The organism is Peribacillus sp. Bi96 (genome assembly GCF_918698115.1).
Lineage (GTDB): Bacteria > Bacillota > Bacilli > Bacillales > DSM-1321 > Peribacillus.
The window spans coordinates 169,929-186,917 of record NZ_CAKKLV010000009.1; the positions used below are offsets into that span (position 1 = coordinate 169,929).

The following is a 16,989-nucleotide window of genomic DNA, read 5'->3' on the forward strand; positions in this document are numbered from 1 at the left end:
GTTCATTCAATGAATGTACGTAATTGGCTGATGAATTTCAAAATTTGAAAGTGGATTTTTGCCATTTCCTCAACCGATTGCTCCTCGCAATTCTCCAGCCACTCCTGGATCACGCCTAAGATTGCAGATGTCATAAAGGCGTTCATATACTTAAGAAACTCTTCGTCTTTCGCTGCTGGATGCTGGCTGATTAAACGCTCCAACAGTACTTCTCCGAATACGCGCTTAACTTTTTTTGCAAAAGAGGGATCGCCTTTATCACCAAGAATGGCCCTCAATGCATGGGCATGCTCACTGATGAATTGAAAAATCGCTACGAAAGGTGGGTAAAGTTGTTGTTGATGAAGAGCCATAAAAACTTCTTTCGGCAAAATGGCAGTAATGCGTGCTTGAAGCTCATTCAGCAATTGCTGCTGTAAGTGATCCATCAATTCATATTTATCTACGTAATGCAAATAGAATGTGCCCCGGTTAATGTTCGCGCGTTCTGCAATTTTCTTCACTGATACTTGTGAGAACCCATCCTCTTCAACTAGTGCTATAAAATGATATTGTATCTGCGTTTTCGTTTTTTGTACCATTTCCTCATGAATCGATGCCATTCTAATATCTCCTTTCACTAAACATTTTTCCAAATGTGTTGATTGTATTAGACCAAATGCTACCTTAAAATGAAAATACATTCAACACTGTGTTAATTAAAGAGGAAGGATGTGTGTACATTGAAAAATGCGGTTACCATTGAAGGAATTGCTAAGGGCTTTCATCAAAAAAAGGTCATTGGGTCATTGAACATGAATATTGAAAAAAACGGCATATTCGGCTTGTTAGGTCCATCCGGTTGCGGTAAGACGACGTTGATTAAAATGATTGTCGGATTGATTAAGCCGGATGCTGGAAAAATCACGGTTCTGGATCATGAAGTTCCAAATGAAGCACTGTTAATGGACGTTGGCTATATGGCACAGTCCGATGCTTTATATACAGAACTGACGGGTGCTGAAAATCTAGAATTTTTTGCGAAGCTTTATCGTTTATCGAAAAAGGAACGAAGGGAACGTATTCAATACGCAGCTGAAATCGTCCAATTAACGAATGATTTGAACATTCGGGTTGCGTATTATTCTGGGGGAATGAAACGCCGTCTGTCACTAGCGGTAGCACTCATCCAAAATCCTGCGATTCTCATTTTGGATGAACCGACCGTAGGCATAGACCCTGTCCTGAAACAATCCATTTGGCAGGAACTTGAGCGTTTAAGAAATGAAGATCATAAGACGATCCTTATAACGACGCATGTAATGGATGAAGCGGAGCGATGCGATAAACTAGCGATGCTGCGTGAAGGTGAAATCATCGCATCAGGTACCCCTGAAGCTTTAAAGGCACAATATGCAGTGGAAACGCTTGATGATGTTTTTCTGAAGATTGGAGGTGAGCGGTAATGCGAATTGCCTCCCTTGTTACTCGAATTACACAGCAGATGCGCCGAGATCGGAGGACTCTCGCATTATTTTTCCTTGCTCCATTGCTCATTTTAACGCTCATGTATTTTATTTTCGATACAGAAGCGAGTGATTTGAAAATCGCTGTTACAGGCAGTGATGAAACCATGGTTAAAGCATTGGAACAAGCAGGTTTTCAAGTAACGGTGGCCGAGAAGTTTTCAAAGAAAGTAATGATTGAAAAGAATACAGATGGCTGGTTGCATGCTGAAAATGGCAAAATGGAACTGACACTTTTGAACGACCAACCGTCTCGTGCAAAGGCCGTCCAAATGCAGCTTATGCAAGGGTTGCAAGGTCATGTCAAAACCACGCCGTTGATTGAGGAGCAATATGTATACGGGGATGCCAAAACTAAGGGTTTTGATACTTTCAGTCCGATGCTTGTGAGCTTTTTCGTTTTCTTTTTTGTCTTTTTAATAGCAGGGATTGCGCTTTTGAAGGAGCGTACAAGTGGAACGTTGGAACGGTTACTTGCTACACCGATTAGACGATACGAAATCGTGGCAGGTTATGTGATCGGATATGGATCATTTGCTCTGATTCAAACGATAATTGTCGTACTATATGCAGTAAATGTATTGGATATTGTGCTAGTTGGTTCCATTTGGCTCGTTTTATTGACCAATATACTTGTCGCACTCGTTGCATTATCACTCGGTACATTACTGTCGAGTTTCGCAACATCTGAATTCCAAATGGTACAGTTCATTCCACTGGTCATCGTGCCGCAAGTCTTCTTTACCGGGATTTTTCCATTGGATGGCATGGCAGACTGGCTGCAAAAAATCGGAAAAATCATGCCGCTATATTATGCATCGGATGCCATGAACGGCATCATGTACAAAGGTTTCACGTTCACGGATGTTTCGCTGGATTTATTGATTCTCCTAGCATTTTCAGTCATTTTTATCACCATCAATATCATTAGCTTAAAAAAATATCGCTCCTTATAAATGAATCATCAATAAACGGAAAAGCCGGATTCCTGGAATGTGAGGAACCGGCTTTTTGTTTTGCTGGACATTTGAGATGAAAGGGATGCATTCCTAAAGATACTCATCGGCCGAAATATCTGGATTCAGGACGAATTAATCTTTGCATCGGTTAGTTAATCGAAAAAGTTCTCGTGCTAAATGACAGGTCAATGTTCTGCAGTTTGTTGACGCCTTGTTCAAGATGCCCTAGGATAAAAAGATATGAATTATTTGGAAGGATATAGAAGGGGGTGAACCTACATGTCTCTTAAATCGGTCATGCTTTCACTTTTGCTGTCGCAAGTCCTGTTTTTGTGCGGTTTGCCTCTTTTCCTTAAGCTCCTATTATATTTGAATCCTTTGGTGATCATGGTTGTCTGGTTTTGTATACTTCTTTTCGTTTCGTTTGTGGTTCTTTATTTTCGAGGTGAAAGGGTCAAGATTCCGCGCCTTTTGTGGCAGGCAGTCGTGTGTGGCTACAGTTTATCATTATTGGTTTTGCTGTTCTTTCGGCCAAAAGGGCAGGTTTATTCGTATAATTTGATTCCTTTTTCTACGATTTTTTCTTATTTATCGAACAATATGAACCGGCTTGTGTCATTTTATAACCTTAGCGCCAATGTAGGGTTGTTCATTCCATTCGGGCTGTATTTATTGTCCAGGGAAGGGACTGAGCTATCCGCTTTAAGGAAATTTCTTTATCCCTTCATCTCGATTTCTGCCATCGAAATCTGTCAGTATGTTTTTCGGCGGGGAAGTTTGGATGTCGATGACCTGATACTGAATGTGATTGGTGTTTACCTGGGGTACATTCTGTATCCATTGTTCACGAGAGTGGTAGTGTTCCGTTCTGGAAAAGAAAAAGGATGAGTGGCAATGACAAATAAGTTAAACGAAAGGATGTTTTTCCATGTATAGCACTTTAGAAGAATTATCGAGCCATCCTGTGTTTCATTATTTTGCAGCGATTTCCAAAATCCCGAGAGGTTCGGCTAATGAAAAAGCGATTAGTGACTATCTGGTTCGCTTCGCTAAGGATAGGGATCTAGAGGTGATCCAGGATGAAGCGCTAAATGTCATCATCAAAAAGCCTGCCACAATCGGATATGAAAGTGCACCTACCATCATTATCCAGGGCCATATGGACATGGTCTGTGAAAAGAATAAGGGTACACTTCATGATTTTGAGAAAGATCCGCTTCAATTAAGGATTTTGGGAGATATGTTGTATGCGACGGATACAACATTAGGTGCGGATAATGGGATTGCTGTTGCATATGCTTTGGCATTATTGGATGCAAATGATATACCGCATCCTACTCTCGAAATAGTCATAACGACAGAAGAAGAAACGACGATGAATGGTGCACTTGCTGTGGATCCGGCACACTTCAAGGGGGAAATGCTGATCAATATCGATTCGGAGGAAGATGGAAAGCTGCTGGTCAGCTCTGCAGGAGGAACACGTGTGCGGCAGATCCTGCCAATCGGATGGGAATCGGCTTCCGTTGTTGATGATGTAACTTATAACATCAGGATTAAAGGGCTGAAGGGCGGACACTCCGGTATGTCCATCCATAAGGAAAGAGGGAACTCCAATAAACTTTTGGGCAGAGTATTACATGACTTAACGACAGACTTCCCTTGCTTCATACAGCAAATGAATGGGGGCCTGAAGGGGAATGCGATTCCTCGTGAAGCAGAGGCGACTGTACTGATTCATGGAGAAGATGAACATAAGATAACGGAGAGAATCCAACAATGGGAAGATACTTTTAAAAGCGAACTGCAATCTTCCGACCCTGAGGTATCGATTAGTTTTGAAAAGATCGAAACGATTTCTTCAAACGTTTTTTCCAAAGAGACGATGACTAAAGCCATTGCCTCCTTACTGGTAATCCCGCATGGCGTTCAAGGAATGAGCATGGGAATAGAAGGGTTAGTGGAAAGTTCGACGAATCTAGGGGTCGTTACAACGAATGAAGCGGAAATGAAATTCGAAAGTGAAATCAGGAGTTCGGTCAAAAGCATCAAATATAATATGGTCACGCAAGCAAAGGCGATTGCCGACATGCTTGGATGCGCGCTATTGGTTGACGCGGATTATCCGGAATGGCCCTATAATCCAGATTCGAAACTCAAGAGATTATTTGAAGAGACATACAAAGAAAAATATCATGAAGATATTGAAATCATTGCTGTCCATGCAGGCATCGAGTGTGGGGTATTCATAGATAAGTTACCTGGGTTGGATACAGTTTCAATCGGACCGGATATGTTTTCCGTACATACTCCTGATGAACACTTAAGCATCCCCTCGACCATAAATAATTGGGAATACTTCATTTATACATTAAAAAGGATGAAGGATCTATAAACAACTGCATATCTGGGGAACAGTTAATAGATTTGGAGACATCCTATCGTTCAACGATAGGATGCCTCTTTTTTTTAGTTGAAATAAGGAACAGCTCGAGGATATGCACAGTACACTTTATTGTTTTCTACTGTTTATGAAACTCTCGCTGGATTGAAGAAATTTGCGACACCCCTGAGGAAGGTATAGAGAAATGTGGGTGTGAAATATAGAATGGTCGTGGAATGGAGTAAGAAATACTAGATGGAACATATACTTTAAATACTAAGTTGCCTACTGAAGAAGTTGAATTGGAGATTTCGATTCTCACCGTTTTTTTCTTTACCGATAAATCCCAAAATTTTATCTCCTCGGTATGGTTCATTCATCTTTTTTTTTTTAATCCGGATTGTCATGAAGTGACTACAGCCTGATTTCTTTCAATGGGGAATCAGGCTTTTAATGGTTTTCAGCCATGGGGAATTAATAACAGTACACCTAGTGCGATGATGATAAAGAATAAATAGCTTTCGAATTTCTTCTCAGGAATTCGCTTATTAATGAAGATTCCAAGAGCTGTCGCCAATAATATAGCTGGAATGGAATAGCCGAAAAGGATCAGTGAATCGGCTGTCCATAGTCCGCCTAGCGCATGCCCCGTCACCACCAGGATTCCGGATATAAGAAAATGGGCTTGCAATGTTCCGCGGAATCGATCTGGATTCCATCTTCGTAATGTTCCATAGACGACGACTGGCACTCCATTAAAGTTATAGGCGCTGCCAAGGGCTCCCGAAGCAAAACCAAACGGCCATACCCATGCCTTTGAGTTAAGTAACGGTTTATCCACAACCTGAAAAAGTTTTTGCTTAATGAGAGAGTATCCTCCGTATACAATCAAAAAAACACCGAGTGCAGAAGTAATGATCATTGCAGGTGCGTAATGGAGTAAAGCCAGGCCAGCTGGTATGCCGATCACCGTTGCGAGTGCCAATCTGATTAATACCGAGCGTTCGATATGCCGCCATCCACTAACTACAGTTAGTGAAGCGACGGTAAGGCCTGCCAGCCCAATCAGGGAAACCGAAGTGTTAAGCGGAATGTGGAGTAAGGCAAGCAGAGGCATGCTGACAATCGCTTCACCGAACCCGAACATCGTCCGCATCAAGGCACCGATAAAGACTGCCGCTACCACCAATATGATACTGCTGATCGTCATTATTTCACCTCCTGGAGCAAGAAATTACCCTTCTTTAATTATACCATAACAAACCGGATTTGTTTGATGGAAACCCGCTTCAGAACGAGTGATTTGAGGTTTGATTTCGCCTCTGTAACGCGTTTGGTATGTTTTTTAATGGAGAGGTACGCGGATTTGTTTTCGTTGCCTAGGAGGCTGGTATTGGGGTTGGGAAGTGGATGCGTATTTTGTGATGTAATGTGTTGATAAAGATGGAAGATTCTTTGTTTAATTGAATTGGATGTGCTGGCTTTCTTATAGATTAATAGAGGTAACGAAGGGTGGTTTGCGGAAATATGTTACGGGCAATACATTTAGGGAGGCATTTTTTCCATGCAAGAAGCTTTAAAGAGATATTCATAGCCTTTCATTGGATTTCGTACCAGGAAAGGCTATGACTTCGAGAATAATTTGACCTGGAATCCAATCTGCTGTAACTTTGGAAAAAATTTGTTTAAAAAGACCTATTAAATCCTTATTTGATAAATAAAAACACTTGATTTTGAAAAAAGATCGATAGTTCAGCTTTTAAGCTAACTCACTTGATAGTTGCTAAACAAACAAGGTTGCAGGAAAGCTTGTCAACACCTTGTTTAATTCTTTACATTTTTACGCTTATCAAAAAGATTAATCAAACTAGCAATAATCACAATAAAAATTGAAAACACAACGCCCTTAATAAAAGTGAAGTCTAAAATAAAATATGAAACCATTAATAAAGCAACAAATAATCTACGATAGTGGGCATCTTGTATCAATTTTTGCTCGATTTTCAATTCATTTCCTCCTTGATCATTATGTAAATTCAATATTTCAAAACCATTCAAGGTACAGCCCGCCCCTTTAGTTCATTAAGGAAAACCAAAATCCAGCATTCATTCGGTTTTTATAAAAGATTACACTTAATTCAAGATGGTGCAACTTTTTTTATGAACCGTTCATTTTTATCATCATCTAAGAAACTTCTTTTAATCGAAGGTAAAAGAAGAAAAATGAAGAATAAGTATGTATCGATTTATATTTAAGGATTTTGGGGTAATAACATGACAAGAGTAAAACTGGAAATCATTAAGAAACCAGCTTTTAATGCTGTCGGCTATAAGTGGCAGGGCACTTTTGAAGAAGCGGGAAAAGGCGGCATTCACGCTTTGCATGTCCAAATGAAAGAGAACGCTAGATTTGTTCAACCTATCATTGATCCCGATGTTTTGCTGGGTATTAACCATCACAATATACCAGGTGGGTTCACGCATTATATCGCAGTGGAAGTGTCTGCTGGCCATCCAGTTCTGGATTGCATGGAATCATTGAACATTACCGAACGCTGGTACGCCCGCCATACACATGAAAGGGGAGAAGATATAACCAGCACTTATGAAATGATATCAGATAGAATTAGAGAGTGTGGGTATCGACCATTAAAAGAGGAAAACATGGAGGTGTACGACCAACTGCCAATAAAGTTGGAATTATATAAGATTGACTTGATAGGGTCAGAGGATCCCGAGTTTGAGATATTAATTCCAATTGAAAGTGGGTCAAACGAAGGTAAAGCAGAAATAAATTGAAATTCATCATGTTGAATCAATATGGCATAGAACAAAGACTGGGGAGAGATTTAAGTATCTCCCTTTTTTTATGACTGTTTGTAAATTTAGGTACAAAGTCCAAAGTTAGTTTAAATAAATCTCCATACTATTATCCTATTAAATAATTTTATTGGGATAGCTTCAATCGGTTAATAGGCATTATGGATTAAGTATAATGAAAATATTCTGTTAATAATTTGTGTGATATTGTAAATTTATTTTAAAATTGGATTATTTTGTTGTAATATAGGATGTACACGAATCTTTACAGGAAAAAAGTAGGGGGGATTTGTGTAAAAAGATTAACACTTATTCAGGTTTTTGGAAAAGTATGTCGATTTCACGGATAGGTTGACAAAATATTATGTCAATATAGAACTAATGGGGGGAAACTCTAATGGGGAAAAAGAAAATATTTAAAATTGCATCAGCTACAGTAATGGCCGCGACAACGATCGTAGCAGTAGCTCCGGCACCATCAGATGCTGCTACTAGCCTGAACAGTAAAATCAAGACGGCGAAGGCCACCATCAAAAAGCCATTCGATACCTATTTCTACTCTTCTAAACTCGCTTCCGTGTCCACTGTCGAGAAACAAATCAAGTCGGCTAAACAAGCTAAAAAAGACATCAACTCTACCATAAAAAAATCAATGTTAAGCAAAAAAGAAAAAGATGCCAAATACAAAGAAATCGAAGCCTATGATAAATATATCACACGTTCAGAAGGCTATGTAAAAGGATATAAAGCGGCTGAAAAAGCAAAAGCTGCTCATGATAAGGCGATTAATGCCTTTACGAATTCGGTCATTGCCAAGAAATCCAATGATATCAGGGATCTATACAATGCATTGGATAAATCCGTGAAAAAGACAGACAAAGATATTAAAGATACGGTGTACGGTGCGAAGATTGAAAAGCTTTTATATGATAAATTCACTAAATCAACCAAAACAGCTTTGAACGGTGACCTAAAAGTGCCGTACTACTATGAAAAAGTAGCTTACTGGGTCAAGAAAGGTGAATTAAAGACCGCGGACAATCGGATGAAAACCGTTTCTTCACAGTTGAAAAAGGTCAGCAAAACATCAAAGCTCGGTAAAGCCATCCATGCTTATGTAAAAGAAGTGACAGGTAAGTATGATGATGCGGTATATGCAGAAAAGAAAAAAGAAGTGGCAAAACGGGTAAATGCCTATGTTGCTCTTGCCAACGGGGAGCTTAAAACGAAAGAGCAGATTAAAGCGGCTAAAAAAGCGAGGGCCGCCATTCACTTCAATGGAATCAAGGATTCCGATCGAAAGAAATTCGAAGAGGAAATAGCGCTGGCTGATAAAAAAGTGGCTGCTGCTAAAGAAGCTTTAAAGCCGAAGGCCATCACGCTTTCCTTGATGCATACGAATGATACGCATGCCCACCTCGACAATGTGGCTAAAAGGGTGACAGCTGTTAAAGAAGTGCGTAAGGAAAAGCCGCAAGCCCTTTTGGTGGATGCTGGTGATGTCTTCTCGGGGACACTTTATTTTAATGAATTCAAGGGACAAGCAGATCTTCGCTTCATGAATTTAATGAAATATGACGTCATGACATTTGGAAATCATGAGTTTGATTTGGGATCAAGCGGTGAAGGGCATCAAGCATTGGCTGACTTTGTTAAGGGGGCACAGTTCCCGTTTGTCAGCTCGAATGTGGACTTCTCCAAAGATGATAAGTTCAAGGGGCTATTCACAGATCTGATTTCTAGTAAACCAGAGCAAGGGAAGATCTACAATGGAATCGTGAAAGAAGTGGATGGTCAAAAGGTAGGGTTCTTCGGGCTTACGACTGAAGAAACGAAAGATATTTCTAGTCCTGGAAGTATTGAATTTGAAAACTATCTTGAAGAAGCCGAAAAAGCGGTCGAAGCGTTCGAAGGCATGGGTGTGAATAAGATCGTTGCCATCTCCCATATTGGTTATGATGACAATGCAGCTTATGACAATGACCTAACACTAGCTGCCAAGGTCAAAGGGATCGATGTGATTGTGGGCGGGCATAGTCATACGCAGTTAGATGCTCCGGTGGTTATTGACAAGGATGACAAAGGGAAAACGAAAGAGCCAACTGTCATTGTTCAAGGGTATCAGTATAGTGACTTTTTAGGAACGGTCGATGTGAATTTTGATAAGAAAGGTAAGATTGTCGGACAAGCTGGTAAGCTGATCAAGCTTGCTGAAAAACAGGATGATGCTGAGGCAGCAGAAGAGCTCGAAACGTACTCCTCAAAGATTAAGGAGCTGAAAGAAACGAAGACAGGTGCAACAACTGTGAAAGCCTTGGAAAGTCCGCGTGATGGAGGCGTTGAAACGAATCCGAGCGTTCGTAAAAATGAAACGGAACTGGGCAATTTAATTACGGATGGAATGCTTAGTAAAGCAAAAGAGTTTAATAAAGATGTGGTCATCGCTTTCCAAAATGGCGGGGGAATCCGTGCTTCTATCGATCAAGGTGAAATCACTTTAGGGGAAATACTTACCGTTTTACCGTTTGGGAATACACTGGCGACGATGAAGCTGACGGGTGCAGAAATCACGGAAGCATTAGAGCATAGTGTAAGCCTGGCACCTAAGGAAAATGGCGGCTTTCTGCATGTATCAGGAATGAAATTCAGTTACGATAGTTCGAAGGAAGCAGGCAATCGTGTGAACAAGGTTGAAGTCCTGGGCCAAGATGGAACTTATTCCGAATTGGATGCAACGAAGGTATATGTTGTGGCAACCAACGCTTTTACAGCTAAGGGCGGGGATGGATTCACCGTTTTCAAGAAGGCTTATGAAGAAGGAAGAGTGACGGATCTTGGGCTCTCCGATTGGGAAAATCTACGGGATTATGTAAGTGGTCTGAAAACGGTCCATCCAAGCATCGAGGGACGCATTAAAGATGTGGCCGGAAACCCTACAGATCCGACTGTGGTATTGGCGAAAGACTTTGGAGGAACGGCTGATGCACCGAAAACACATGAAGGTAATGTGGTTGTGGACATCACGGATTTCGCTTCATTAAAAGATGCAGTGGTAAAAGGGAATCTTACATTAACAGGAACTCCTCCTGATAGCTTTACTTTTTCAAATGTTACAGTCGAGGGCAATTTGGATTTATCGGGGCTTAATGGGAAAACCGTGAACATGAGCGGTGTCACCGTGAACGGCGAGACCATTCTTTAAATGGCATCGCAATGAAAGCTGCTTGAGGCGGACCTTAGAATATGCAGTACGTAAAAAGTTGGAGGGGTTGAGATCTTGAAGAAGAATGGGATAAGCAAGCTTTTCTTTGCTATATTGTTCGTGCTATCAACAATTTTGCCATATGCAGCCGATGCGAAAGCAGAAGGGACAATAACAGTAGCGGAAGCCATTAATAATAACAGTGGAACGGCGACGGTGAAGGGGTACATCGTCGGCACAGCTAAAAGCGGTACAAGCTATCAACAAACATCGCCCTTTACTGAAAGTACGAATATTGGAATAGCTGATAATCCGGATGAAACGGATGTAAAGAAAATCATGCCTGTCCAGCTTCCGTCCGGAAACATTCGTACGTCATTGAATCTAGTCGACCATTCGGAATTACTCAAAGCACAGGTGACGATCACGGGAAAACTGGAAAAATATTTTTCCGTACCTGGTCTTAAATCGGCAACGGATTACACCATCATCTCTGATGGAGGAACACCTCCTGAACAGCCTGATGTGAAGGTTCTGGAGTCTATTGCCGAGGCACGTACGAATACCGAAGATGTCGTGCAGGTTGATGGGGTGGTTACGACAGGGCTCGGCTTTTGGGGAGGAAAAGGCTTTTATATCCAAGATGAAACGGCTGGGCTATATGTTTATGCTTCTTCATGGCCTGCGGATGTAAAGCAAGGGGATGAGGTTCGTTTAATCGGCCAAGTGTCCGCTTATAATAAAGAATTACAAATTCAACCAACCTCCTTGGAAGTCGTCTCTTCAGGTAATGAGCTTCCTGAAATCCAAAAAGTTGATGCATCCGGCGTCAATGGGGATACACAAGGTGAGTTGGTAACGATTGAAGAAGCAACCATTACAGGATTGGAAGCATCAGGAACATACGGAACATTTGAATTCAAGGCGACAGATGCTAAAGGAAACTCTGTGATCGTTCGTCATGATAACCGGAACGGTTCGAATTATGATGACTTCCTGAAGAGCTTTAAGGAAGGCGATGTCATTTCCGTTACCGGAATCGCATCGCAGTTCAATGACACATATCAATTGAAGCCGCGTGGTATTGAAGATTATGAACTAGTCAACAAACCGGCCGTTTACACGGATATTTTCCCTGGTACGGTTAGTGAAAATACAAAAGTATCACTTGAATCGGGTTGGAAAGAAGCGAAGATCCATTATACGCTGGATGGATCCACTCCGACTTCTTCAAGTACCTTGTACACTGAGCCTATTGTTTTAATGAAAGATACGGTCATAAAGGCAATCGCTGTCAACGACAAAACATCGGAGGTTTTTACATTTGCCTATACCGTTACCAAAACCAATGAATTGAAGATACGTGACATCCAGGGGATGAATCATTTTTCATCGTATGAGAATCAACTCGTCTCAGATGTGGAAGGTGTCGTCACTTATGTAAAAGATGCGAATAACTTTTACATGCAGGATCCGAATCCGGATAAGGACTTAACGACTTCAGAGGGAATACTTGTGTACAGCAAAGTACATGGCCTAAAAGCGGGAGACCATGTCAAAGTGGCCGGTAAAGTCGTCGAGTGGTATATCGAAGGATATTCGGAGATGAAAATGACGGATCTGCCAACAACTGAATTGACGAATACGACCATTGAAAAACTTGGCACGAAAGAGATTCCAAAACCGATTGTCATTGGTAAAGATGTCACTCCACCGTCTGAAAATATAGATGATGATAGATTGACGGATTTTAATCCAAACGAAGACGGTATTGATTTTTACGAGAGCTTGGAAGGGATGCTCGTACAAGTTTATAATCCGAAAGTGGTTGCACCACAAGACTACGGTGAATTGGTCGTGATTCCGGGAAATATGGAGACGACGACTGCCGTTCAAGGCGTCAAAATAACGGAAACGGACTTCAATCCTGAAAGAATTACTTTGGATTTGGATGATGAATCATTTGTAGCGAAAACAGGGGATTCTTTTGAAGGGCCAGTTTCGGGCGTCATCAGTTATGGGTATAGCAACTATCGGGTATTGACGAATAAAAACCAGCTGCCAACGTTGAAGGATGGCGGTACGGCTCGGGAAGTGACATTTTTAGAGAAGGATTCCGATAAACTATCGATTGCTTCCTATAATATAGAAAATTTCTCTACGCAAACTGCTAACGCGAAAGTTGAAACGATTGCAACATCCATCATTACTAACCTTAAACAGCCGGATATCATCGGCGTAACGGAAATGCAGGATAATGATGGAGCAACAGATAGCGGGACAACGGATTCTGCTCAAAGCGCCAAAAAGTTGACCGACAAAATAAAAGCATTAGGCGGACCGCAATATCAATTCATCGATATCGCGCCAGAAGATAAACTTGATGGCGGGGCTCCTGGCGGGAATATCCGTGTAGGCTTTTTATATAATGTGGACCGTGTCAAATTAACGGAGGGGACGAAAGGGACAGCGACACAATCCGTAGCCTTCAAAGACGGAAAACTTACCTTGAACCCTGGACGAATCGAGCCTACTAATTCTGCCTTCACTTCAAGTCGAAAGCCTTTGGCCGCTCAATTCGAATTTAAAGGGGAAAGTGTAGTGGTAGTGGCCAATCATTTTAATTCAAAGGGCGGCGACCAGCCATTATTCGGCAAGAACCAACCTCCTGTGCTTTCAAGTGAGACGCAAAGGCTTAAAATTGCCTCCATCGTCAATGGGTTTGTCAGTGATATCAAGTCACAGGATGCCAAGGCAAATATCGTGTTGCTTGGAGATTTTAATGACTATGAATTTTCGGCACCGCTTAAAACATTAAAGGGTAAAGACTTAACCAATATGATCGAGAAGGTCCCTTTTGAAAAACGTTATTCTTACACATATCAAGGTAATTCCCAAGTACTGGACCATATCCTGGTATCAAATAATATGGCGGCTGCAACGAAAGTCGATATTGTCCATATTAACTCATCCTTCATGGAAGTGCATGGACGGGCAAGCGATCACGATCCTGTATTGATTCAAACCGCTTTAACTGAATCAGGGGGAGTTGAACCAGTTGCTCCAGACAAAACGTATCATTTAACGAACGTTAAAACAAAAAAACTTACGATTGATTCACCTAGTGCTTTGATCGATCTTGATGAAACGTCCAAAATCGAAGAAGGCATCTTGCTAAAAGGTTCTTATGCTGTACTGAAAGGTCTTGGGCTGAAAGATGTAACTGTAACGATCAAACCGGATAAGGAAGGCGCGGTCATTGATTTTGGAGGCATGGCGGTGAAGGAAGTCATCATTGATAACGCCAATGTAAAAGAAATCAGAGGTGCTGAAAATGTTCAGAAGTGGTCTGTAACGGAAGGTGTCGACACGAAGAATATCAAGTTTTTCGATTCAAAAGGGGAAGCAATTGCTTCTCCTTTTGACACTAGAGAGAATCAAGCACCTATCGTAACGAAAAACTTGGCAAATTTAGAAGTTAAAGTCGGTTCCAAGGTCACGATTGATTTGAGTGAGCACGTAACAGATCCGGATGGAGATCCACTGACCTTTTCATCCACCATCGGTACAGTTGTAGGCTCGACATTAACTCTTCCTACAAATGAAGCGGGAACATACCTTGTCGCAGTCAAGGCTGAGGACAAACAATCGGAAGTGGTTGCCCGTTTCACTTTAACCGTATCGAATGATATGCAGCTTGAATCATACTACGAATCGGCAACAGGTAAAACAGGAACGGAATTGAAGTCGGTTCTGTATTCGATAATCAAGGGTCATACGATGTTATCCTATGATCAAGTATGGAATGCCCTTAAAGAAACGGATGAAGATCCGGATAACAGCAATAATGTCATTTTGCTTTACTCTGGAAAATCGATTTCGAAGAACTCTAATGGGGGAAATGCGGGACAATGGAACCGTGAACATGTATGGGCCAAGTCCCACGGTGATTTTGGAACAAGCAAAGGCCCAGGGACCGATCTTCATCACCTCCGTCCCGCTGATGTATCAGTGAATGGCAAACGGGGCCATCTTGATTTCGACGAGGGCGGTCAAACATATAGCGGATGTGCATGTAAGTTTGATGCTGATTCATGGGAGCCGCCGGACCAGGTTAAAGGCGATATAGCCCGGATGATATTTTACATGGCCGTCCGTTATGAAGGAAACGGTGAGTTGGATCTTGAATTATCCGATACAGTCAATACGTATCCGAAGCCGCTTCATGGAAAGCTGTCGACTCTTTTGAAATGGAATGATCTCGACCCTGTCGACGATTTCGAAAGCCATCGTAATGATGTCATTTATGATTGGCAGAATAACCGCAATCCATTCATCGATCATCCTGAATGGGCGTCCGAGATTTGGGGTGCCGCTAAATCCAACGATGAGAAAAAAGCGAGTTAAATCGGAGATAGAAGGGGAAAGCAGCCTGATGGCTGCTTTTTTTTATTTTTAATTGTTGTAAGTAATGTTATTAATTATTGTAATATACTGAAAAATCAATCATTACTTTCGCTTTAAAAATTAAAAGTTTTTGTAGGTATGAGTACTAATATATGTTAATATGAGAAAATAAATGAAAGGGTTTACATTGTTAGATGAAATAAAGCTATCTTAATATAATAATAGTGAATTTAATTCTATTCCTTATTTTTCGTAAGAAATTCTTAATTGATTAAGAACTAGAGACAGCCAACTACGAAAAAAAACAATGGACCGATGAGTGTTTTTTAATCGGAAAATTGAAGATGAATTAGTAGTTCGATTTAAATATTAGGTCAAAGTATACTTACTAATCACTAAGAGGAGAGAAGTTAATGGGAATTTTAAAAGGAACGGCCTTATTATTATTGGTACTTGGTTTATTTTCATTATTCAGTTTTAAAGCCCCAAAAGGGATGAAAGCAATGGGTGCACTTGCCAATGCAGCGGTTGCCGCTTTTCTAGTGGAAGCATTTCAGCGGTATGTCGGAGGGGATTTATTCAATATTAAATTCCTTGGAGAAGTAGGGGATGCGGCAGGAAGCATGGGGGGCGTTGCAGCGGCTTCACTTGTTGCATTAGCACTAGGGGTTTCTCCCGTATATGCTATATTACTTGGTGTTTCATGTGCGGGCTTAGGTTTGCTGCCTGGATTTTTCGCAGGGTATCTTGTTGCTTTCCTTGTGAAAGTCATCGAGAAAAAAGTTCCTGCTGGATTGGATTTAATCGTTACCATCATCATTGCAGCGCCGCTCGTCCGGTTTATTGGTGAAAATTTAACGCCTTTGGTGAATGCAACGCTTTTGAATATCGGTGGAATCATTAAGGAAACGGCAAACAGTAATCCAATCTTGATGGGAATCATTCTTGGAGGGGTCATAACGGTCGTCGCCACTGCACCATTAAGCTCGATGGCATTGACAGCAATGCTTGGATTGACGGGACTTCCTATGGCAATCGGGGCACTTGCAGTATTTGGATCATCTTTCATGAACTTTGTTTTGTTCGATCGCTTGAAATTTGGAGACAGAAGTACTACAATTGCGGTTGCGATTGAACCTTTGACACAAGCAGATATCATATCCGCCAATCCCATTCCTGTGTATTCCACCAATTTCATTGGCGGAGCGGCTGCAGGTGTGGTTGTGGCCATGTTTGGTTTAGTGAATAATGCAACAGGGACGGCAACACCTATCGCAGGGTTGGCAGTCATGTACGGTTTCAATGATCCAGTAAAAGTGACGATCACTGCTGGGATATGCGCAGTTGTTGGAGCAACGGTAGGTTTCCTTGGCTCGCTCGTATTCAAGAATTATAAGATTAGGACTGTTTCAGAAATAAGGGTGAATGAAGAACAAAAAGCGGCATAATGAAAGACGGTTAGCCGAATCTTTTGCCAGGAAAAGGGGCATTACACAATGAAGTACAGATCTGCATTCGATATAATCGGTCCCGTCATGATTGGACCTTCCAGTTCACATACAGCAGGAGCTGCCAGAATTGGCAGGGTAGCAAGGACACTATTCGGAAAGCAACCGAAGAAAGCCATTATTTCTTTATATGGTTCTTTTGCAAAAACATACAGGGGACACGGTACGGATGTTGCTGTCGTAGGCGGGATATTGGATTTCGATA

12 protein-coding genes are annotated in these 16,989 nt (G+C 41.4%); 9 read left to right on the forward strand and 3 right to left on the reverse strand.

Features of this window, described 5'->3' with window-relative positions:
• Window positions 1-2 precede the first annotated feature (2 nt).
• Entirely contained in the window at window positions 3-602 is a 600-nt protein-coding gene (locus LQ203_RS13770) for a TetR/AcrR family transcriptional regulator C-terminal domain-containing protein (RefSeq protein WP_230158943.1), read from the reverse strand.
• Window positions 603-722: 120 nt separating this feature from the next.
• Between LQ203_RS13770 and LQ203_RS13775 the strand changes: the two genes are divergently transcribed.
• The 4 genes from LQ203_RS13775 to LQ203_RS13790 all read left to right on the forward strand — a co-directional run bounded on the left by LQ203_RS13775 (window position 723) and on the right by LQ203_RS13790 (window position 4,859).
• Window positions 723-1,445: an ABC transporter ATP-binding protein gene (locus LQ203_RS13775; RefSeq protein WP_230158944.1), complete on the forward strand. Its 723-nt coding sequence runs from the start codon at window positions 723-725 to the stop codon at window positions 1,443-1,445.
• On the forward strand, window positions 1,445-2,461 hold the full coding sequence (locus LQ203_RS13780; RefSeq protein ID WP_230158945.1) for an ABC transporter permease: 1,017 nt from the start codon (window positions 1,445-1,447) through the stop codon (window positions 2,459-2,461). Before LQ203_RS13775 ends, LQ203_RS13780 begins: the two co-directional genes overlap by 1 nt.
• Before the next feature lie 282 nt (window positions 2,462-2,743).
• Window positions 2,744-3,352, forward strand: coding sequence for a VanZ family protein (locus LQ203_RS13785; protein ID WP_230158946.1), 609 nt, complete (start codon window positions 2,744-2,746; stop codon window positions 3,350-3,352).
• A 40-nt stretch (window positions 3,353-3,392) separates the two neighbouring features.
• Window positions 3,393-4,859, forward strand: coding sequence for an aminoacyl-histidine dipeptidase (locus LQ203_RS13790; RefSeq protein WP_230158948.1), 1,467 nt, complete (start codon window positions 3,393-3,395; stop codon window positions 4,857-4,859).
• Between the two features lie 448 nt (window positions 4,860-5,307).
• Here the strand turns inward: LQ203_RS13790 and LQ203_RS13795 are convergent, their stop codons facing one another.
• Together LQ203_RS13795 and LQ203_RS13800 are read right to left on the reverse strand one after the other, a co-directional pair.
• Complete coding sequence (locus tag LQ203_RS13795) at window positions 5,308-6,057, reverse strand: sulfite exporter TauE/SafE family protein (RefSeq protein ID WP_230158950.1); 750 nt, start codon at window positions 6,055-6,057, stop codon at window positions 5,308-5,310.
• A 614-nt stretch (window positions 6,058-6,671) separates the two neighbouring features.
• Entirely contained in the window at window positions 6,672-6,854 is a 183-nt protein-coding gene (locus LQ203_RS13800) for a hypothetical protein (RefSeq protein ID WP_230158951.1), read from the reverse strand.
• Between the two features lie 267 nt (window positions 6,855-7,121).
• Here LQ203_RS13800 and LQ203_RS13805 point away from each other — a divergent pair, with 267 nt between their 5' ends.
• The 5 genes from LQ203_RS13805 to LQ203_RS13825 all read left to right on the forward strand — a co-directional run.
• Window positions 7,122-7,646: an effector binding domain-containing protein gene (locus tag LQ203_RS13805; protein ID WP_230158952.1), complete on the forward strand. Its 525-nt coding sequence runs from the start codon at window positions 7,122-7,124 to the stop codon at window positions 7,644-7,646.
• A gap of 418 nt (window positions 7,647-8,064) precedes the next feature.
• A complete protein-coding gene (locus tag LQ203_RS13810; RefSeq protein WP_230158953.1) occupies window positions 8,065-10,869 on the forward strand; it encodes a 5'-nucleotidase C-terminal domain-containing protein in 2,805 nt (934 codons plus the stop codon).
• 75 nt (window positions 10,870-10,944) lie between these two features.
• Window positions 10,945-15,276 (forward strand): endonuclease, encoded by a 4,332-nt coding sequence (locus LQ203_RS13815; RefSeq protein ID WP_230158954.1) that lies wholly within the window; start codon window positions 10,945-10,947, stop codon window positions 15,274-15,276.
• Between the two features lie 413 nt (window positions 15,277-15,689).
• Window positions 15,690-16,724 carry a PTS sugar transporter subunit IIC gene (locus LQ203_RS13820; RefSeq protein ID WP_230158955.1) on the forward strand — a complete coding sequence of 345 codons (1,035 nt, stop codon included), beginning with the start codon at window positions 15,690-15,692 and terminating at the stop codon, window positions 16,722-16,724.
• Window positions 16,725-16,772: 48 nt separating this feature from the next.
• On the forward strand, window positions 16,773-16,989 hold a 217-nt coding region (locus tag LQ203_RS13825), incomplete at its 3' end, for a serine dehydratase beta chain (protein WP_290370585.1).